General features: G+C 45.1%; 19 protein-coding genes. 6 read left to right on the forward strand and 13 right to left on the reverse strand.

What is annotated here, in order from left to right; all coding sequences use genetic code 11:
• The first annotated feature begins 256 nt into the window (after nucleotides 1-256).
• The gene (locus ABH897_RS02120; protein ID WP_404520934.1) at nucleotides 257-1948 is read left to right on the forward strand and encodes an ABC transporter substrate-binding protein; all 1692 of its coding nucleotides are present in this window, start codon (nucleotides 257-259) and stop codon (nucleotides 1946-1948) included.
• Nucleotides 1949-2155: 207 nt separating this feature from the next.
• Here ABH897_RS02120 and ABH897_RS02125 read toward each other — a convergent pair whose 3' ends face one another.
• Complete coding sequence (locus ABH897_RS02125) at nucleotides 2156-2770, reverse strand: GNAT family N-acetyltransferase (RefSeq protein WP_404520935.1); 615 nt, start codon at nucleotides 2768-2770, stop codon at nucleotides 2156-2158.
• A gap of 487 nt (nucleotides 2771-3257) precedes the next feature.
• On the opposite strand from ABH897_RS02125, the gene nrdI reads away from it, so the two are divergent.
• The 3 genes from nrdI (at nucleotide 3258) to nrdF (ending at nucleotide 6860) form a co-directional block, all read left to right on the forward strand.
• Complete coding sequence (gene nrdI, locus ABH897_RS02130; RefSeq protein WP_044646968.1) at nucleotides 3258-3617, forward strand: class Ib ribonucleoside-diphosphate reductase assembly flavoprotein NrdI; 360 nt, start codon at nucleotides 3258-3260, stop codon at nucleotides 3615-3617.
• Nucleotides 3604-5688 carry a class 1b ribonucleoside-diphosphate reductase subunit alpha gene (nrdE, locus tag ABH897_RS02135; protein WP_283655528.1) on the forward strand — a complete coding sequence of 695 codons (2085 nt, stop codon included), beginning with the start codon at nucleotides 3604-3606 and terminating at the stop codon, nucleotides 5686-5688. The genes nrdI and nrdE overlap by 14 nt, the downstream gene beginning before the upstream one ends.
• 206 nt (nucleotides 5689-5894) lie before the next feature.
• Nucleotides 5895-6860: a class 1b ribonucleoside-diphosphate reductase subunit beta gene (gene nrdF / locus ABH897_RS02140; protein ID WP_044646970.1), complete on the forward strand. Its 966-nt coding sequence runs from the start codon at nucleotides 5895-5897 to the stop codon at nucleotides 6858-6860.
• Between the two features lie 197 nt (nucleotides 6861-7057).
• On the opposite strand, the gene ABH897_RS02145 is transcribed toward nrdF, so the two are convergent.
• Nucleotides 7058-7813: a hypothetical protein gene (locus ABH897_RS02145; protein WP_404520936.1), complete on the reverse strand. Its 756-nt coding sequence runs from the start codon at nucleotides 7811-7813 to the stop codon at nucleotides 7058-7060.
• Nucleotides 7814-7971: 158 nt separating this feature from the next.
• Here ABH897_RS02145 and ABH897_RS02150 point away from each other — a divergent pair, with 158 nt between their 5' ends.
• Nucleotides 7972-8493, forward strand: a complete 522-nt coding sequence (locus ABH897_RS02150) for an ankyrin repeat domain-containing protein (RefSeq protein ID WP_404520937.1) — start codon at nucleotides 7972-7974, stop codon at nucleotides 8491-8493.
• A gap of 69 nt (nucleotides 8494-8562) precedes the next feature.
• Here ABH897_RS02150 and ABH897_RS02155 read toward each other — a convergent pair whose 3' ends face one another.
• The 9 genes from ABH897_RS02155 to ABH897_RS02195 form a co-directional block, all read right to left on the reverse strand.
• Nucleotides 8563-8988, reverse strand: a complete 426-nt coding sequence (locus tag ABH897_RS02155) for a VOC family protein (RefSeq protein ID WP_283655525.1) — start codon at nucleotides 8986-8988, stop codon at nucleotides 8563-8565.
• Nucleotides 8989-9076: 88 nt separating this feature from the next.
• The gene (locus ABH897_RS02160) at nucleotides 9077-9334 is read right to left on the reverse strand and encodes a hypothetical protein (protein WP_283655524.1); all 258 of its coding nucleotides are present in this window, start codon (nucleotides 9332-9334) and stop codon (nucleotides 9077-9079) included.
• A complete protein-coding gene (locus tag ABH897_RS02165; protein ID WP_404520938.1) occupies nucleotides 9312-9644 on the reverse strand; it encodes a GrpB family protein in 333 nt (110 codons plus the stop codon). Before ABH897_RS02165 ends, ABH897_RS02160 begins: the two co-directional genes overlap by 23 nt.
• 382 nt (nucleotides 9645-10026) lie before the next feature.
• On the reverse strand, nucleotides 10027-12114 hold the full coding sequence (locus ABH897_RS02170; RefSeq protein WP_404520939.1) for a class I SAM-dependent methyltransferase: 2088 nt from the start codon (nucleotides 12112-12114) through the stop codon (nucleotides 10027-10029).
• 404 nt (nucleotides 12115-12518) lie between these two features.
• Complete coding sequence (locus tag ABH897_RS02175) at nucleotides 12519-13490, reverse strand: glycoside hydrolase family 43 protein (protein ID WP_404580200.1); 972 nt, start codon at nucleotides 13488-13490, stop codon at nucleotides 12519-12521.
• A gap of 41 nt (nucleotides 13491-13531) precedes the next feature.
• Complete coding sequence (locus ABH897_RS02180) at nucleotides 13532-14917, reverse strand: arabinan endo-1,5-alpha-L-arabinosidase (protein WP_404580199.1); 1386 nt, start codon at nucleotides 14915-14917, stop codon at nucleotides 13532-13534.
• A gap of 88 nt (nucleotides 14918-15005) precedes the next feature.
• The gene (locus ABH897_RS02185; protein ID WP_044646977.1) at nucleotides 15006-15848 is read right to left on the reverse strand and encodes a carbohydrate ABC transporter permease; all 843 of its coding nucleotides are present in this window, start codon (nucleotides 15846-15848) and stop codon (nucleotides 15006-15008) included.
• A 27-nt stretch (nucleotides 15849-15875) separates the two neighbouring features.
• Nucleotides 15876-16766, reverse strand: a complete 891-nt coding sequence (locus tag ABH897_RS02190) for a carbohydrate ABC transporter permease (RefSeq protein ID WP_044646978.1) — start codon at nucleotides 16764-16766, stop codon at nucleotides 15876-15878.
• A gap of 91 nt (nucleotides 16767-16857) precedes the next feature.
• A complete protein-coding gene (locus ABH897_RS02195) occupies nucleotides 16858-18201 on the reverse strand; it encodes an ABC transporter substrate-binding protein (protein WP_283655519.1) in 1344 nt (447 codons plus the stop codon).
• 510 nt (nucleotides 18202-18711) lie between these two features.
• Here ABH897_RS02195 and ABH897_RS02200 point away from each other — a divergent pair.
• Complete coding sequence (locus ABH897_RS02200; protein WP_283655518.1) at nucleotides 18712-19641, forward strand: ArsR/SmtB family transcription factor; 930 nt, start codon at nucleotides 18712-18714, stop codon at nucleotides 19639-19641.
• Nucleotides 19642-19698: 57 nt separating this feature from the next.
• Here ABH897_RS02200 and ABH897_RS02205 read toward each other — a convergent pair whose 3' ends face one another.
• Both ABH897_RS02205 and ABH897_RS02210 read right to left on the reverse strand, forming a co-directional pair.
• Nucleotides 19699-20409 carry a DUF1361 domain-containing protein gene (locus ABH897_RS02205; RefSeq protein WP_283655517.1) on the reverse strand — a complete coding sequence of 237 codons (711 nt, stop codon included), beginning with the start codon at nucleotides 20407-20409 and terminating at the stop codon, nucleotides 19699-19701.
• A gap of 81 nt (nucleotides 20410-20490) precedes the next feature.
• Nucleotides 20491-21096 (reverse strand): DUF1349 domain-containing protein, encoded by a 606-nt coding sequence (locus tag ABH897_RS02210; RefSeq protein ID WP_283655516.1) that lies wholly within the window; start codon nucleotides 21094-21096, stop codon nucleotides 20491-20493.
• Nucleotides 21097-21268: the final 172 nt, after the last annotated feature.

The raw sequence follows: 21268 nt of genomic DNA on the forward strand, positions 1-21268 counted from the left end.
TCTTTTTTTGCCTCTGCCTTTCCAATACATGGGTGTACCCATAAACTGGTATCATCGTAGCACACTTTGTTTTATATCATCAAACGATAGATTTACACAAATCCACACCATCCACCAAAATATGTTTGCATAATAAAAAAACAAACACATAACAAATCAACATAAATGACTTGACGTAGGGTTCGGTATTTCCTACAATTTACTATTGAAAGCACTTACATTATGTAAATCATACTTATAAAGGGGGATTTTGCAGATGTTCAAGATCAGGTCGGTACGACAAGGCTCCATCCTGCTCCTGGCTTTGTTGCTACTCGTCACGACGGGCTGCGCAAACGGAACAGGCGGTACGGCAGAAAAGGAAAATCCCGATGATACCAGTCCTGTTACACTTACTTTTTTTGGTGGTGACGCCAGCTCGAACTGGAATAACATGAAAGATGCAATTGGACAGGAAATTATCAAAAAAACGGGCGTGACACTGAACGGAGAACATGCCGTCAATGGCCGGAGTGAGGAAAAGTTTGCTTTGATGGCTGCCAGCGGAGAGTATCCTGACCTGGTCTATCCCAAAAGCGATGTCGGTAAGCTGGTCGATGCCGGGGCACTCATTGACTTAACCGACCTGATTGATAAATACGGCCCCAATATCAAGAAAGTGTACGGAGACTATTTTAACCGTATTAAATATAGCAATGACGACCCTGCCATCTATACCATTCCGACAAATTTGGGCGTAGATCACATCGCATTTGACGCACAAGCCGGGTTCGAAATCCAGCATCAGGCACTCGAGAAGCTCGGCTATCCGAAAATTCGCACGGTTCAGGATTTTGAAAAAGCACTCAAGGACTATGTAGCCCTATATCCCACCACTAACGGTCAGCCTACCATCCCCCTCTCCCTTGATGCCGAAGATTGGAAAATTCAAATTACCGTGACAAATCCGGCAGTTACCGCTACAGGCGGACCGGACGATGGAGAGTATTATATCGATCCCAAGACGCGTAAAGCCATTCTCCACTACAAACGCCCGGAGGAACGGGAATATTTTCGCTGGCTGAATCATATGTACAACGAAGGACTGCTGGATAAGGATACTTTTGTGCAAAAAAGCGATCAATACAAGTCCAAAATCGCCGCAGGTCGTGTGATTGGACTCATCGATCAGGAGTGGAATTATCAGGATGCCGAAAACGCGCTCAAAGCGGCGGGCAAGGATGAATTTACCTACGCGCATTTCCCGGTTACGTTAAGCGAGAAATACGAGGATCATTCCCTCCAGCCGCTTGGCTTTGATGCTGCATACGGGATCGGAATTACGACCTCGTGCAAAAATCCCGTGCGTGCCATCAAATTTCTGGATTTTCTGGCCTCCGACGAAGGACAAATTTTGCGCAACTGGGGAATCGAAGGCCAGCATTACAAAGTAGAGAATGGCAAACGGGTTATTCCGCCCGATGTGCAGCAACGTAAAAACACCGATAATTCCGCTTTTACGAGAGAGTCGGGCATCGGTTTGTACTGGATATGGGGACCGCATTACGGTGACGGCATCAAGGACCCTTCCGGCAACTACTATACGACGAACTATCCCGAGATGATTACCGAAAATTACAGCCGGGCCGAAAAAAAATCCCTGCAAGCCTACAATGCTCGAACGTGGAAGGACCTGTTCCCGAACGAAAAGGATTTTCCAGTGAAAGAATGGGGCGCCGCCTACAACATGCCCGTTCCGACCAATACGAACTACAATGTCATTTATCAGAAGTCGCAGGACATTGTGCGCAAACGGATTCCCGAAGCTGTACTCGCCAAGCCCGATCAATTTGATGCTGTCTATGACCGCATGCTCCAGGAGCTGGATCAGGCAGGTGTGCCGAAGGCTGAAGAAACCTACACCGGACTGATCCAAAATCGGCTTAAGCTGTGGAACGCAGAAAAATAACGATCAAATAAGCTGAACTTAAAAGTTACTTACTGTGCCACTACGCAGTCGGATGGTGCTTCGCTTGTACAGCACCATTCCGCCTACTCCGTTTTGATGCTTATTTTTTCAAGTCAGCTTATAGTTCGAGTTTGGCTTATATGAATGAAAGCTTACAGGGGCTGACAGCCTGATGCTGTTCAGCCCTTTTACCTTGAACGTTCTGTTTCATTCCATATATACATGACACGATGATGACTGTCTGTTTCCCTGCACGTTCTGCGAAGATTCCGTCGTTTGCTCCGCAGCCTCATACTCACTTCGCAAAATGCCCATTTGAATGATGTCATAGTATTGGCCTTCTCTGAACAGCTTTTGCCGCAGCCGACCTTCCTCCTTGAAGCCGCAGGCCAGATAGCAGCGATATGCACGTTCATTATATGAATAGACCTCCAGCTCCAGCCGATTCAGATTCAGCGTATGAAATACAAATTTCTGTAATAGCCGGATCGCTTCATGTCCGTAGCCTTTGCCCAGGTTATCATCGCGCCCAATCACAATGCCGAGCGTGGCATGCCGATTCATCCAGTTGATTTTAAATAAATCCAGTTGTCCAATATAGTCCAGTGTGTCTTTATGCGCAATAACAAAGCCCTTGATCTCGGAGTTACCGTCGATCATCATCTGTACATAGGCTTCGCTATTCGTCTGAGAATGAGGATAAGTAAAAACATCGCTCAAACCGCGTGTAATATCCGGGTCATTGACCCATTTTCGTATTTCCGGTATATCCTCCTGACGATACTCCCTCAATACGATGCGTTCCCCAATCATATGCGGCATAGTACATCTTCCCTTCGGTTATGTAATGGTATCTTAATATAGCATCAAACGACCCTGAATCCATAAATCCATTTCCCATCATACGTATCCCCCCTACAGTAAAAGGTAGATTTACCACAGTATCTCCTATTGACAAATCGTACATCTTCATCCCTCAAAACTCCAGTACATTTGTAAAATTCGCACGAAAAAAAAAGTTATTCTGCTTATCCCGCCCCCCGCTTGGACTTGCCCCCAATCCTTGTGCCCAACCTTTTAAAAGTGATTGACCTCACCTATATATAGATATAAAATAGAAATCGTACTCTAAATATAGTGTGCAACGCGTATTTTACACATATATCTTTAAAATACAGATATGGAAGTACCGATATAAATAGGCGTTAAAATTTTGGCGAAGCACAGCCAGCAAGGGGTTGCGAATCTTTACAGGATTTCGAGCCTTGGACAGATGCTGTTTTGCCAAATGTCAAGGAGGATGAATACAATGCTGATTGCCTATGATTCCAAGACCGGCAATGTAAAAAGATTTATCGGGAAGCTCAAGCTTCCGGCGGTCCAAATCCAGGAGCAAATGACTATAGAGGAACCATACGTACTCATTACATATACAACGGGGTTTGGACAGATACCTGAGAGGGTATCTTCCTTTTTGCAAAAAAATGCTCAAAACCTCGTGGGTGTGGCTGCCAGCGGCAACCGTAACTGGGGCGAGAGCTTTGCCAAAAGCGCGGATTTGATCTCCGACCATTATAACGTGCCTGTCATCAGTAAATTTGAATTATCCGGAACGTTCGGCGATGTAGAGCGTTTCAAACAGGAGGTGAGCCGAGTTGCGGCATATTGAACTGAACAACATGTTGATGAAACGCGATACAGATGGCTTTTTCCAATTGGAAAAGGACCAAGAGGCTGTAGACGAATTTATGAAGGAAGTCGAAGAACGGAGCTTGAAGTTTGCGGATACAGCGGCTCAAGTGCTCTACATGATTGAGAATGATTATTACGAAAATTTCTATAGTAGCTATACAGCTGACGAAATTAAGGATATTTTCCATATCACTCATAGTTATAATTTTAAATTTCCTTCCTATATGGCAGCATCCAAGTTTTATACGGATTATGCAGTGAAGAGTAATGACCGTAAGGTTTATCTGGAGCACTATCCTGACCGGGTGGCGGTCGTCGCCCTGCATTTGGGACGCGGTAACGCCGATACGGCGCGCCTGTTGTCCCGCTCGATGATGGAGCAGCGTCTCCAGCCGGCTACGCCAACCTTCCTAAATGCAGGCAAAAGCCGTCGTGGAGAACTGGTGTCCTGCTTCCTGCTCGAAATGGACGACTCCCTCAACTCGATCAACTACGTGCTAAACACTTGCATGCAGTTGTCCAAAATCGGCGGCGGTGTCGCGGTCAACCTGTCGAAACTGCGGTCACGTGGCGAAGCGATTAAAGGTGTAGAAGGCGCGGCTAAAGGAATTATGCCTGTGCTGAAACTGATGGAGGACGGCTTCTCCTACGCGGATCAGATGGGTCAACGTAAAGGCTCCGGCGCTGCATACTACAACATTTTCGGTTGGGATGTACTGGAGTTCCTGGATAGTAAAAAAATCAATGCCGACGAAAGAGTACGCCTCAAGACACTCTCCATCGGACTGATTGTTCCGAACCGCTTTTATAAGCTGGCTCAGGATAATGAGCCGCTGCATGTATTCGCTCCTTACAGTGTGTACAAGGCCTACGGTACGCATCTGGACGATATGGATCTGGATGAAATGTACGATACACTGCTTGCTGACGACCGGGTGAAGAAAAAGGTTGCGATGAGCGCGCGTGACATGTTGACCAAAATTGCCATGATCCAGCTGGAATCCGGCTATCCATACATGATGAACAAAAGTAACGCTAATCAGGCACATGCTCTTAAAAACGTGGGTCAAGTTAAAATGTCAAACCTGTGCACAGAAATTTTCCAATTACAGGAAACCTCTGAAATTGCAGATTACGGTCAACAGGATACAATTCGTCGGGATATCAGCTGTAATCTGGCTTCTCTCAACATTGTAAATGTGATGGAGCATGGGAAAATCCGCGAATCCGTTCACGAGGGGATGATTGCCCTGACCTCGGTCAGCGATATGACCCAAGTCGCGAACGCGCCGGGTGTTGCCAAGGCAAACCGTGAGATGCATTCTGTCGGTCTGGGTGTCATGAACTTGCATGGCTACCTTGCCAAGAACAAAATTGCTTATGAAAGCAACGAAGCGAAGGATTTTGTCCGTACCTTCTTTATGACGATGAACTATCACTCGCTGGAGAAAAGCATGGAGATCGCGCAAGCGGCCGGACAAAGCTTTTATGGCTTTGAGGAATCGGATTATGCGACTGGGGTGTATTTTGACCGTTATCTGAATACCGATTACCGTCCGACAACGGCACGTGTACAAGAGCTGTTCAACGGCATCTATATTCCTTCTCCAGAGGATTGGGACAAGCTGAAGGCAGACGTGCAGAAGAACGGCTTGTATCACGCGTACCGTATGGCGATTGCGCCGACGGCCAGCATTTCATATATTCAAAATGCGACGTCCAGCGTAATGCCAATCGTGGAACAAATTGAAACACGTACCTATGCGAACTCGACGACCTATTATCCAATGCCTTACTTGCAAAGAGATAATGTGTTCTTTTATAAATCCGCTTATCAAATGGATCAGTTCAAAGTGCTTGACCTGATTGCCGAAATCCAGCCTCACGTGGATCAAGGAATTTCGACAGTGCTTCATGTGAACAGTGACGTGACTACACGCCAATTGGCGCGTTGCTATCTCTATGCTGCTCACAAAGGACTCAAATCGTTGTACTACACACGTACCAAAAAGCTGTCTGTGGAAGAGTGCCTCACCTGCTCGATCTAAGACCGTATGGATAGCTTATAATTAGAAGTCCTCATATGTATGGATGCTTTTCATTAGAAGCTGTATCCAGCGTGATGTTCACCCTTTATGGGTTGGGACACGGCCTCGCGGATGCAGCTTCCGTATGTCAAGCATACGGTGATTCGCCTATGTCATTTCATTATGACTCTAGGAAATCTCGGAAGCTGAAGGGAGAATGCTAAACAATGACAGGTATACAAGCTGTAAACTGGAATCGCTCGGACGATGATTTCACACTGATGTTCTGGAATCAGAACATTATGCAATTTTGGACGGATGATGAAATTCCGCTGTCCGACGATAAAATGAGCTGGGTAACCCTCAGTGATATTGAAAAAGAAGCCTACATGAAAGTATTAGGCGGCTTGACGTTGCTTGACACGATTCAAGGCGGCGTGGGTATGCCGCAAATTATGGAGCATGTGGATGGGCTGCAACGCAAAGCTGTACTGAGCTTTATGGCGATGATGGAGCAAATTCATGCGAAGTCGTACAGCAGTATTTTTACAACCCTGGCTTCTACGGAAGAGATTGATAATATATTCCGTTGGGTAGAGGAAAATCCGCATCTCCAGACCAAGGCGGAAACCATTCGTCAGTATTATATGAATATTCATACGCCAAAAGACTTGTATCTCGCTATGGCAGCGTCAGTGCTGTTAGAAAGCTATTTATTTTATAGCGGCTTCTTCTATCCTCTCTATCTGGCGGGTCAAGGCAAGATGACATGCAGCGGAGAAATTATCGACCTTATTTTGCGGGACGAAAGTATTCACGGTGTTTATGTAGGTGTGCTGGCACAGGAGATTTATGCAGAGCTGGACGAGGAAGAGCAACGCGATCTGTACCAGACGCTGGTAGGGTTGCTGCGCTACTTGCACAATAACGAGGAACAATACACCGAGCAAATTTATGCTCCTATCGGGCTTGTGGACGATGTCAAAGTCTTCTTGCGCTACAACGCCAATAAGGCCATGATGAACCTGGGCTTTGATCCGTTGTTTGAAGAAGAAGAAGTCAATCCAATTGTATTCAACGGCATCAGCACCCACACCAAGCAGCATGATTTCTTTTCTAAAAAAGGAAACGGCTACGTGCGTGCAATGAATGTGGAGCCGCTGACTGATGATGATTTTAATTTTGGAGTGTAGGTAATAGGTATATGTGAAAATAGTTTGTTTAGGCGATGCTGAGGAAGACCACTCCGCAAGTGGATAGTTCTTCCGATCGCTGTTGTCAGGGGATTCTTTTGGATTAGAATTTAAGGTTAGAGTCCCCCGGCAAAGGCGAACGCTTCCCTTCTCCAGAATCCATCCACTCGCTGTTATAGTCATCTCTGCATACTGAGTCACATATCTTTGTATATTTGTAATACTTCCAAAAGAAAATCCTCATTATACCCTGTTTTTTGATGGAGTCGATCACACCATGCTTTAATATCCTTTATCTCAGGTTCATTTATAATTCCAGCCGTCGTACTCAGAAAACTCGACCAGTTATAAAACTCCCAATGTGCAATTTCGGATAAATACGGAACTCTACATTCTAGCAAAGGCGACTTTTTTATCGTGTTCTGAGAAATTTCCGCCGCCTTCCAAAATGTCGAGAATTCCAATGGTGCAAGATCGAACTTCTGACGACTCATTTTACCATTAGGTCTGTGATATAAGATTGTAACGGCATCCTGATGCGGTTGAACCTCAATTTCTGCTGCTGGAAAAAATCCTGTTAATCTCTCTGATGTAAAGCTTGGATGATCTGCATCTACTAATACTGGAATCAACCATTGGTCTCCCAAATCGCATAAATAACGTCTGCCATCTTCATTTTTAGCTATTACAGCGACGTGTGCCTCTGTTGTCCCCAAATCATGGCCGATAGGATAAGCTTCAATTCCTTCTTTTTCAAACTCGTGCAGCAGCCATATCGCTAAGTCAAAACAATTACCTGTAATCCCATACCGCTCATGGTGCTCCTTCATTAAAGACACATCTCTCTGTTTCTTTCCGTCCGTTTTCCTATAAAACCAAGCCTTCGTTAACGTCTCCATCGGAAAGGTATTAAACTTTTCCCATATAGACAAAATCTCGTTAGGGACTAACATCGTCAACCTCCTCAGGTCTCTCCATTTTGATCATCAAAGATCAGTTACACACATATTACCCTGTGCTTGTAAAAACTGATAAGGCCACCCATACTATAAGTGCATATTTGATTTTCAAATAAAAGCATAGTGCTATGATTGATAAGGAGGCCCAATGAATGGAACTTATTCACGTCATTAATGAGGCATTTCAGGCGGCACAATCAGGGGATGCTCTACGGTTAAAGGAGTTGCTGGAATCCTACCCAAGCCTGACCGACACTGAAAATAGCGATGGACTTACACTATTGGGATTTGCAGCACATTACGGTCATGCTGATGCCGTGCAGGTCCTTCTGGATCATGGAGCGGGCATTAATGCAATCTCTCACTCCAAAGTTTCTTTCATCCTTTCCAACACCGCCCTTCATGCTGCAATTGTCGGAGAGAGAAATACGGATGTAATCCGTCTCCTTTTGTCCCACCAAGCCCGGACCTACATCCAGGATAGCGATGGTCATACTTGCCTGCATACCGCTGCATATCATGATAATCAACCGGAAATCATTCGTCTGTTAATGGAGCACGGCGCTGATGTAAATGCCAATGGAACCGATGGAGAAACCGCACTGTCTCTTGCTGTTCAGCAAGGCCACCAGAACGTTGCAGAATACCTTCGCCAGCATGGAGCAACCTCTTGAACGAGGATTCATGCATAAAACAAAACGGCCAGATCACCAAGGTAGCGAAATCGGGCCGTTTTCCATTGTTTAAGACCGAGCCTCCGTGAAAATTTGAAAGGTGATACCAAACTTGTCCGTTACATTCCCATAAGCAGGACTAAAATGGGTTTCTTGCAAGGCCATCCCCACCTGTCCTCCTTGCTGTAGAGCGTCAAACATTTTTTGGGATTGCTCCACACTGTCGGTTGTAATACAGATGCTCACCTGATTCCCGCTGCTGAACGGCGAGCCAGGAAAGGTGTCGGAAAACATAAGCTCTGTCTCACCAACTTTGAGGGTGGCATGTCCCACACGTTCCTTGACCTCTGCGGGAATGGGAAAATCAGGGTTTTCAGGCATTTCACCGAAGGTTTGGATAAAAAGCAGTTGGGCATCCAATGCCTTTTCATAAAATTCGATTGCTTCTTTTGCATTTCCATCCATCGTGATGTAAGGAATCAAACGTTTTGACATTTTCAACACAACTCCTTCATTTTTAAAGCTATCCTGTCATTTCTCCTGTATTATATGCAAAAAGTGTTAAGATAAACAGAGTTGTTTGTTATCTTTCTTCTACCGATATGCCAAGCTGCTCCAGTTCTTTCATCGCTTCCGTCAGGTCGCGCTGAGGATGCAGCGTAGAGATCATCTGTGCATGAATCGGAACACCATTGAAAATCCGGCTTACAATCTCCAGAGAAATCGGCAGGTCATAGTAACTTTCAGCCCATTTCTGATATTCCTCCGGTGTATCTATAATTTTCCCCAGCAAAAAGGATGAGCCATCATCATACGCCTCAGGAATGTTCACGTTGCCCATACGCCATGCCGTATCTCCAGCTTCCCTCCATATACAAAAGGTAACGTCCTCCTTTTCCAGCGCCGATAACAGCATCATTCGTTCTTTTAAACCATCCGGCGTTACTTGTGTATCCAGCATCATATTTTTCATCCTTCCTAAGCTTCGCCTGCTGAATCACCTGCCGAATGAAGGACCCTTTGGCCTCGGTATACGCTAGACGATCATATTTGAACTGCTGCGCCAAATCTTCTACCCCAGCCATAATATCAATAATCGTCTTGGCTCCAAGGCCAGAAACGGATGTGCTCCCAATATGCTCTATACCCATACTTATATCTCCGAGAGTCTCTGCGATTTTTGTCCGCTCACACGCACTCTTTTACCCACTGCGGGTCATATTGCGATATCTCCACATGCGAGGACATCACGAACACGCCTCCCTTCATTGGTAGCAAAAAAAGGTATACCGAATATTCATAGAATGTTCCCTCTTAGTATATCATTTTCAAAATCACTTTTTTCCATAATTATGGTACATTAAATCGGAAGTAACTTGTGAACGAGCAGACAGAATGTCTGTTTCTTTTACAAATGAATCAATTGTCTACTAAAGTGTAAAAAAGCCTTCTGACCGCGTTAGACGCAAATCAGAAGGCTTTCTTACATTTTATCAGTCTCACTCGATAACAAAACAAAGCATACTAACCACTCTATTGCGGCTTCTCAATCACAATCAGACAGGTGCTATCCGGCAGGGGAACAGGCTGACCCTGCTCATCGGTAAATTCAATACGCCCAGCAAGCGCTTCCGCATATCCCTCCTGCAAATAGTGACGGCTCTCCCGGATTATAGCCTGCGATCCAAGCGTGCGACGAATACACTCTTCATACTGTGAAGGAGTTAAATACCCAAACTGCTCCTGCACTTCATGCACATAAGCTTCTGTTCCCCACGTGTAGGTGTATAGAAATTCCATCGCATCGTTCACAGGCAAAATAGCCTCATGCTCACTCACACGCTCCACTTCAATGTCGCGACCCGCAAAATCTTTGGCATATCGCAACAGCCATTCCATTCCGTCCGGCTCCAGGAACCGGATTCGTCTACGCTGTTCTGCCGGTTCAGTCATAATGCCGTCACGGAGAATGATCCGTCCGCCCGGTGCCAGCACACGATAGGCGCTTTGCAAAGCAGCCTCCACCGTATGCAGATTGAATCGGGCTCCATCCCGTTCAATGTAAGAATACAGCTCATGGAGAATGGAAGAAAAAATGACCGTGTCCATGCTCCCAGGCTCTATAAATTCCTCCAGTTGGAGGGCATCTCCTTTAATAACATCCCAACGGTGGCCCTCCAATTGCTTTTTACGTTTGAGCGCCTCAATAACGTTCACAGAAATATCAAGTCCCAACGGCTTCGCGTCCGGTATCTCCTGTTCAATCAGGTCCAGCAGCACACCCCCGCCCGGTCCGATATCTAGTACACGAGTTCCCGTCACGTAATCTAGAATGACCTTTTTGTAATCTACGGTTTGGTTCATATCCGTAAGGTATGTTTCCTCATTATGAAAACGATCATAAGCATCACGGCGCAAACCGAACAGATCAAACAGTAGTAATATAGCTTTGTCATACAAAGGCGTTTTTTCCGCCTCGATGCAAAAGTCGATCAGCTTCTCAGCCGCAGATGAAAAATGAAAATTGAAAAATACGGTACTCGGCAGTTCCTCTTTATGCTCCACAATCACATTCAAATGAGGATTATGCTTCCGTTTTCCTTTCAAGATATCCTGCCAGGATAGCGCGTGTAAATATTTTTCAATCATCCGTTTTTTATAAACGTTAATTTTCTTGATGCCGCGATAGTCATAATGCATGGTGTTCATGAGCGATTCAAAGCTGATATGACGCACCGTTGCAGGCAATTCCTGTCCCGTACCATCCCGTAACGTGAGCAAAAACACCTTCACCAGCTCCTGAAGCGAAAAATCCTGTAAAGCCGACTCCACATACCAAAGCGTCCGATTCTCCAACGGAGCCAGCGCCTTATCTACATTCAACTCGCGCTCCAGCTCGGCGTAGGCCTGCTCGAAGGGCTCCCCTTCATGAATAGAAACCGACCGTAATCTCTCCAGTCGTTCCTTTACACTCCAGGCCACAGGCGCGTTATCCCATGCGATCCAGCCAATCAGTTGCTCCACTTCACTCCGTACCTGCTCCCATAATGCAGGGTCTACCCCGGCGATAATGCACTCGTTCAGCGCCCGCAAGGCAAGCTCCAGTTCCTCGTGGCTTAACCAGCCCTTACGGGTCATTTCCAGCAGCGCCCGATTTTCCGCAAAAGGAATTTCACCCCGTATATACTGTCCGATTAATCCATGCGTCTCAATCAGAATCCGAGTCATAGTATTGCGGGGAAACACCGGTTTCTCCGCTTGAGCCTGTCTGACGTACAGTTGGGCGGAACCGATATTATGCACAAATAAATTGATGCCCTCCTGCTGCCAGCGCAGCCGTTCGCGAACTGTGCCTCCTTTGGCCGTCTCAGACCAAACCAGCACGTCTTCTAGCAGCTCCTTAATCCAGAAAGACAGCGGAAGCCCGTCCAAAATATGCAACGTATGCTCCACATAATCCAGTACGGGATTAGCATCCTTTAACTCCCCTATGGAGTGGATGCGTTCCAGATTCACAATACGCTCCTCAGCCGAAACGAGTAGTTTCAGCCAAGTCGGCGTATCCCAGGCCAGATCATTTTCTTTCCGATAATTAGCAATGGCTTTTAATGATTGCAGCATTTTTCTCACCTCGTGTGATTCGGATTCGGTATGCACATGAGACTTTGGAAAAAAACTTTAGGATAAAAAATTCTTGTATAAACTACACTTTACCATACATTTGCAGCTTCCATCCCGTGGAAAATATTAAACATTTTTATCAAATCAGATGCTTGGCATACCTTTCTCCTACAAAACAAATGGCCGTAACTCCAACATAAGGAATTACGGCCAGCCTGCTTACTTCCATATACAGTTTAAAAAAATCACCCTTGCTTTCCCGAAATAAAAAAATATCCCCCGGCCTAAAGCTCAGGGGATATCTTATTCCTCTTGTTATGCGTAGTAAATTATAATTCCTACTCTATTTAGAAAGCTACAGTATTGCTGTGCAACACATGAACCATCTACAACATTCGTATCGCTTATTTACCAGCAGGAACTCCATCCGGTACAGGAATGCCAAAATCAGGCGTCCCGTCCTCATGCCAGTTCAACGGCTGAACACGTGTATGGCGATTCGGGTCATACAACGGGTCACCCGTAATCTCCTTGTAATTCCGTGCATGATACACGATGACGTCATTACCGTCAGCCCCAACCGTAAAGCTGTTATGACCGGGTCCAAATTGGCCCGTTTCCTCATTCGTGCAGAATACCGGCTCAGGCGATTTCGTCCATGATTTCGGGTCGAGCAAGTCTGCATTCTCGTCCGCTGTCAGCAGCCCCATGCAATAATTATAGTCTGTGGCGCTGGCTGAATAGCTGATAAAGATTCGTCCGTTTCGTTTCAGAACTGCCGCTCCTTCATTCACCTTAAAACCGATGACTTCCCAATCATATTCAGGGGTAGTGATCATCACCTGCTCACCGCGTAGCGTCCACGGATTGCTCATTTCAGAAATGTACAGATTGGAATTACCGACGATGTCCGGGTCCTTCTGGGCCCACACATAATACAGAACTCCATGATGCTGGAAGGTTGTGGCATCCAGCGCGAACGTTTCCCAACGGGTTTTAATCTGCCCCTTTTCCACCCATTCTCCTTCCAGCGGGTTGGCCGAAGCATTTTCCAGCACGAACATCCGGTGGTCGAACAAACCTTCCTTCGTTTCTGTGGTGCGAGCTGCTGCAAAATAAATGTACCATTTGCCATCAATAAAATGAATTTCCGGTGCCCAAATGTTGGCGCTTAATGGGCCTGTTTCATATTTGTGCCACACGGCAACAGGCTCTGCTGTATTTAAGCCCTGAATGGTATGTGCCCGCCGAACCTCAATGCGGTCATACTCCGGTACAGATCCGGTAAAGTAATAGTAACCGTCACTATGCTTGTAAATCCAAGGGTCTGCCCGTTGCTCAATGACCGGATTAATGAAAGGTACATTTTGATTCATGGTTCTTCTCTCCTCTATGTGTAGTATGTAAGTTCATACAATTAATCGCCGATACGCTTACCCCAAATGGAAACTCCCTTGTCGTCCATACCCGTAAAAATTAAAGTTTGGCGACCCAGCTCCCAATCCCATGAAGGAAGCAATACTAGTTGTTCCTTGGTCCTTTCGGATGTATCGCTCCAATCCAGTGTTAAAGTACGCTTGCCGTCAAAGCTCCACTGGCCTTCAAGCGTTCCGCTGATTGCCCGACCTCCATCTTCCAGCCGAAGCGGTTCAGCTTCCACTTGACCGTCCACTTCCTGCTTCATCACGATGCGTTCCCAACTGCCGGGTAATAATCTTTTAGGTATATCCTGCTCCTGCTCGCCCGCATACCGTTCCGGCGATACGACAGGCCAGCCCTCAACGGTCCATAATATTTTGCGTACATGCAGATACGGCCAGCTCTTATCCGTTTCTCCCCGTGCATGATGCACGATATAATAATCCTCTCCGTCCTTCAGAACGGAATTGTGACCTGGCGCAACCCAGCCTTCTCCTTCGCTGAACCGATAACCACCCAATACCTTGTTCCCGATCTCATATTGGGGCAAGTAGCTGGTATCTGCCATATCATGTCCATTGATATCCACATACGGCCCTGTGATCGAATCCGAGCGGGCAACGCGTACATTGTAGTCCTCGAACAAAGAATCATATGAGACAAACAAGTAATATTTGCGGAATGCGGGATTGTACACAATGTACGGCCCTTCCACAGCACCGTCCTCTGTTGCCCGATCTCTGGCGGCAATATTTTTGCCGTAGCCGGACTCCTTCAGCTTTCCAGTCTGGGGATCAAGTGGCGTAATATAAATGCCTCCAAAAAACGAGCCGTACACCATCCACGGATTCCCCTCCGCATCCAGCACCGGATTGGCATCAATCGCATTCAGCTTATCATGCTCCTTCGTTTTAACGACCAGCCCTTCATCCTTCCACGGGCCTTCCGGCGAGCTGGATGTCTGCAATCCGATTGCTGACCGTGTGCTACCGAAGGTGGAGGCTGAATAATACATCCGATAGGCATCACCCATTTTAATAACGTCCGGTGCCCACAGATTGGTTGCTGATGACCATGCCCCCGCTTCCTTTGGAATGCCGGGCAGTGCATACTGCACCCAGTTCCAGTGAATCAGGTCGGTCGATTTACGTACCATGACCCCCGGTCTCAGCTCTCCACCTGCCTTTACATCCGTGGAATATACATAATAGCCCTGATCTGTTTTGATAATCGCAGGATCATGCGCATTATTAATCGTCCAGCGCTGCTCATCATTTATCGTACTTTGATCATACAAATGATCGGGAGGCGGAGCCTGCGGATACACAGGGTCCGGGGTATTATCCCCACAGCCGGATAGGCCCAGCATAAGCAGCATCACCATAACTGTTGTTCTCCTCCTTCCTTTACCATTTACCATTACATATTGTGATTGCCTTGCATCATTCATCCGTGCCCTCCAGTGGCTACACTTAACCTTTGACACCGGAAATAGCAACCGACTCAATAATCTGTTTCTGGAAGATCAGGAATATAATCAGCACAGGTAACAAAGCGACTATGGAAGCTGCCATAATGAGCGGATAATCCGTCTGAATGGCATAGGTCGCATTAAAGTTCGCTATGACCAACTGCAACGTCTGCGTTTCCGGTGAATTCAAGTAAATAATCGGTGCCAAATAATCGTTCCAAATTCCCATGAACCATAAAATAAGCTGTGCCGCTACTGCTGGCTTAATAAGCGGGAATGTAATGGACGAATACAGTCGGAAATAAGAGCTTCCGTCAATTTTAGCTGCTTCGATAATGGCATCCGGTACACTGAGCAAATACTGCCGCAGGAAAAAGATCATAACCACATTCCCGAACAAACCTGGAACGATCAGAGGCAAGAGTGTATCTACCCAACCGAGCTTGGAAAACATCATAAACTGTGGAATCATAACCGTTGGGTATGGAATCATCATCGATGCGATGAGTAAAAGAAACAGTTTATTTTTATGAGGGAATCTCAGCTTTGCAAATGCAAAAGCAGCCACACTGGATGTAAAGGTACCCACAACGGTAACACTTACAGCCACAATCACGCTGTTCTTGATCCCGCTTAACAAAGGTCCCGCTTCCCAGATTTCCTTGTACTTGCTAAACTGGAACACCTCTGGTATCCATACCGGTGGAAGAGCAAAGACATCCTGCTTTTCTTTCACCGAAGTGGACAGCATCCACAGCAGCGGCGCGATCATCGCAATCGCTCCAATCGCCAGTGCAATAAAAATAATGATATTGGTAACTTTCGTTCTTTGACTATGGGACATAATCAGACTCACTCCTTTCCGCGAAAATCAATCCCCATCAAAGGACGATTTTTCATTCATTTTGAATTGAATCAAAGTTACGATAAAAATGAAGATGCCAAGAATCATAGCCATCGCGGAGGCATATCCCATTTGCAGGTTTTTAAATGCCTTATCCCAAATATAGAAGACGATTGAGGCGGATGAGTATTCCGGTCCCCCTGTAGGAGTCATAATGTTCATTTCAGTAAAGATTTGTGAACCGCCAATGATATTGGTTACGACCAGGAAAAAGGTCACTGGTTTCACCATTGGCCATGTAATGTTGCGGAACATTTGGAATCCGCTAGCTCCATCCAGCTCTGCTGCTTCATAGTAAGAGCGAGATACACTTTGCAGGGCTGCCAAATACAGTAACATCGTGTAGCCAAGACCCTTCCAGACCGTCATAAGGATCAAGGCAGGCTTAACCGTATCCTTATCCATCAGCCAATTGGGACCTTTAATACCGAACAATTCGAGGAATTGGTTCACCAGACCGTAGTCTCCGTTGTATGCCCAGTTCCACATAATAGAAACAGCAGCCAAAGAAGAAATAACCGGAATATAGTAGATCACACGAAACGTTGTCGTGCCCGGAATCTTGCGATTCAACCCCAGTGCCAGCAGCAAAGCTAACAAAAGACCGATTGGAATACCCAGCATTAAGAAAAGAGTATTGTACATCGATTTGTAAAAGAGTTCATCGGTAAATAAATCTTTAAAATTATCGAGACCAATAAAGTTCATTTGTCCCAATCCGTCCCAGTCTGTAAAAGAGCCGTATAACGAATAGACAAACGGGAACAACGTAAAGATTAGCAAACCGAGAATAGGAGGAAGGATAAATAAATATCCATATATTTTCTCTTTGCGATAGAGATTAGATTTGGTTATCACAGGGCTCACCTCTGTTTCTAATTTGGAATGAAGATGATGCCAGCAGCATGATATCAGCCACTAACATCATCCTCTATCCGCTATTTACGTACTATTTCTGTGATTTTTTCTCTTGCTCCACCGCTTTATCCAGCAGTTTCTGCATCTTCGGTTGCTCCTGCTTCACATAATCCGCTGCCGTAATTTTTCCGTCCAGCACAGGCTGAATATCGGTGAAGAAAATATCGTACCATTCTGCGTTATACGTATAGTTGCCTGGTAATGAGCGTCCATAGTCATTCACAATATCAATGAATTCCTGTTTATTGTTAGGCTTGGTTTTCGTATCTTTGGACCACTCATCTGCCATATCTAACAGATTCGGAATTTGTACCTTGGCATCTACAAGCTGCTTCATTCCTTCTTTGGAAGTCGTCAGATAGTTGACCAGTTCTACAGCTTCATCCGGGTACTTTGTTTTAGAGGAAACACCAATACCCAGAGAACCAATCCATGTTGCCGATTTGCCAGTCGATCCTGCCGGGAATGGCAACAGATCATATTCAAATGGCAGTTTTTCAAATGTACTCATATCCCAAGGACCTACCGGGAAGAATGCCATTTCGCCCTTCATCCAGCGTTGATAGGTGTCCAGTGTTTGTGACTGTTCAATACCAGGCGTAATCTTATATTTGTTTTGCATATCAGCAAAGTATTGAAGCGCTTCCGCAAATTTAGGATCATCAATCGTTACTTTCGTTTTGCTCTCATCCAACCAATCCGCACCATTGCTCCATACGAAGGCTTGCAATGCCCACTGAACGTTAAAACCTGTACCATACTGATCCGGTTTGCCATCACCATTCGTATCTTTTGTCAGCTCTTGGCTGACCTTGATAAACTCATCCCATGTATACGGTTTGTCTTTATCAGGTAACGGAACGCCTGCTTTTTCAAACATGGTTTTGTTATAACCCAAGGCGAATGGACCCAAGTCCTTTGGCATACCGTAAATATTTCCTTGGCCAGCCATTTTACCGTCATATCGATACAAATCCACACCGTATTTCCAAATGTTATCCAGCTTTATATCCTTGTTCTTCTCAATGTAAGGTGTAAGATCCTTCAGCACCCCACTATTTACATAAGCTTTCAAATCTCCAGGGGCAAAATAAAAGATATCTGGAAGATTATTTCCTGTAATCGCAGCTCTAAGCTTTGTAGCATATTGATCTGCTGCCGTCACGACCATTTTAACCTTCACGCCAGGATGTTCCTCTTCAAATTTCTTGATAACTTCCTTATAAGCCTTCTGCTCATCCGTACCACCACGGAACATGAACGTCAGCTCCTTGCTTCCATCACTACTGGAGCTTCCTCCACTACAGCCAGCCAGTGCAGCAACCATCAACAACAGCACAACCATTGTCATTGCAAAACCTTTTTTCTTTATCAACGCGACCCCTCCTAGAATTGAAATGAAACCGCATACATATAGTGTTGAAATAAACTTATACCACTTGGCCTATATTCATCTGTACGGTACATCATCTGCTGTTCACTCCAGCCTGTGATCATCATCCCTCTCATGTGCCATATAATTAACATTTTACTTTATCAATAATGAATTCGTTTACAAACAAAATATAGCACGGCATTCTACAGTTCGTCAATGCATTTATAAATCTTTTTAAATAAATATAAAGTATAGAATTAAATAGCATGAAAAACGAAATAAAATCGTATTTAAGTTATTTTATTGAAGAATTTAGAGTAAATAAACTTAAATGCGATTTTATTTAGGTGAAAAATCAATTCTGAGTTTCGTTTCACTCCCCTTTTTATTTTTGTAAAAATAATTTACAGCAAAGCGGTTTACTTCTTTCTGATTTTATTTTAACATAAATCAAAACAAATATATAAGCGCTTACATTACATTTTTTATAGATAAGGAAGGTCTATAGCTATGATTTATATTAAGGACTTAATGTCAGGGCTAGACATTTTCAAAGCGCTCGGCTCGGAAATACGCATTCAAATTTTGGAATTGCTCGCCGCCCATCAAGGACAAAGTATGAATGACATCGCTAACAGGCTTGATCTGAGCAACGGTACGATTACGATGCATATTCGTAAGCTGGAGGAATGTGGCCTTGTCGAGATCAATACAGTAAGCGGCAAGCATGGTACCCGAAAAATGTGCTATCTGAACAAGGAAAAACTGATGGTGGACTTGCGTAGCAGAGAGCAGAAAAATGTGTACGAGGTTGAAATTCGCATCGGTCATTATAGTAATTACCAGGCAGTACCTACCTGTGGCTTGGTGACCAGAGACAGCATTATTGGTGATTTTGATGATCCCCGCTATTTTGCAGATCCCGGGCGGCTGGACTCGGAAATGATCTGGATGGCAGATGGTTTTCTGGAATATCGGATTCCCAACTATCTGAAAGAGAATCAATCCTTTACCGAAATTCAATTTTCCGCAGAGCTGGGCTCAGAAGCACCGGGTTATTGTGAGGTATATCCTTCCGACATTTGTTTTCATGTCAACGGCATCCCGATTGGTCACTGGACTAGCGCCGGAGATTTTGGAGAAGTACCGGGGGTTCTGAATCCCGATTGGTGGCCACCGCATTTGAATCAATATGGCATGCTCAAATTAATTCGCATCAATCAACATGGAAGCTTCATTGACGGGTGCCGTATATCAGAAGTCACAATAGACGATATTGGGCTTAACTATAAAAGCGATATTACACTACGCTTATCCGTATCCGATCAGTCGGAGAACAAAGGGGGTCTCACCATTTTCGGCAAAAGATTCGGCAATTTCAGTCAGGATCTGCTGGTGCGTGTGCTTTATGAAGAACACGGGGAGGCCAACTATAGCTGATGGCTTCCCATATGTAAAAAGGCCGAAGCCCGTATTCATGGAATACGTATCCTCGGCCTAAGCGTGCTTCTCCTCACTTAAAGAGATATAGATCAACAGATAAAAAATGACCGCGATTCCAAACACCAGCCAGCTAAAAGACAACAAATGAAGCCTTGCTCCGGCATGTACCACCCATTTCCAAACATTCATCACGATCACCATGGGTTGCAACGCCACATCCCAGCTATTCCAGCGAGCAAATCTGCCGATATAGACACCTACACTGGACAGCCACAGGAACATAAAAACGATAGCCCACGCAAGCCAGCTGGAACAAACCTCTTGCAGCATACGGTGGATCGTAAATATACAAATGGAAGTAAGAAAAAGACCAATCCCTGCTGCCGAAAAAGACGTAAATAAGATCAACCAAAATTGAGTATTCAGCCAAAAACGCGAGTCAGGATTCACATCATAAAAACGGAATGCATGAAGTAATTCAGTCAGCAAATACAGCGCATTCGGCAGAAAAAACAGCCATACGACTCCGGCAATTAATAAAAAAAGCCTTCTCACTTTTATGTTTCCCAGCCTGGATAAGGCGAGCATTCCCAGAGAAATCAAGACTGGAATCCATGCCAGAAATATATCCCAGTACAAAAATTGATACATTTTCGTCCCACTTGTGGACTGCACATACATAATAAGCCCATAACATCCCAACGTAGCTACAAGCAGTACACCCAATAAGCCGGGCAGCTTATATCTCTTTCCTTTAAACAACAAACCCTTGTCCAGCCCCCTGCCTGAATATACGTATATACGTCAGGCTGGCATACTTGTTTATAGAAATGCTCACTCCGTTTATTACACAGTTCGTATGTCCCCGGTTACGTGATTCTCCACAGTCAAGGCATCAAAAGTAACATCACAACCTTCTCCGACCGGAGATTGTGCAACGACCCCAACCTTTAGCTCGTTTGGAACATCCATGCCAAAATATCTCGCCAACTTCCATTGCTGCCCGTCTGATGAATAATGAAAGGCAAAGCAATTTCCGGCTTTTGCCACTCGCAAATACGGATTGGAAACGTCCATCGTCCCAGATATACAATCATCGGATGTATCCCGTGTGACCACACTAAGAATAGAGGGAGTGCTTTCAAAATATTCAAAGCATAGCTTGGCCCAATGGGTATCATCCGCCATAATCATCAAGCATCCTGAATCATAAGGCTGCTTCATATCGACACGAACCCTCGTCCATATTGTAAAATCACCTTGAAGCGTTGTATGCAAAAAGGGTGCAGACGATTTTATCGCTGCGCCGGACGGATCTCTAAAGAAATCCGCCTGTGAAGGTGCAGATACCTGTAAATTCTTGGATTCATCGAATCTCCATACAGTCGGTTCGTTGATCCAGCCCCATCCCGTAGGCAAAACCTTGCCGTTAAAGCGTTCAAATACGTTCATATGGACACCATCCCTCTCTAGCCAATATAGTGCAAATAGCACAGTGAAATTTGGGGGACAATCCCCCTTGATACCACTATATACGTTATCTTCCAGTCGTCAATGATGAAGCTCCTGTCTTTAAAATTTATAAAAAAAGACTTGCCATCCTGAAATGTTGTGCTTATAATTA

Source organism: Paenibacillus sp. RC73 (assembly GCF_044908085.1).
Taxonomy (GTDB): Bacteria; Bacillota; Bacilli; order Paenibacillales; family Paenibacillaceae; genus Paenibacillus; species Paenibacillus terrae_A.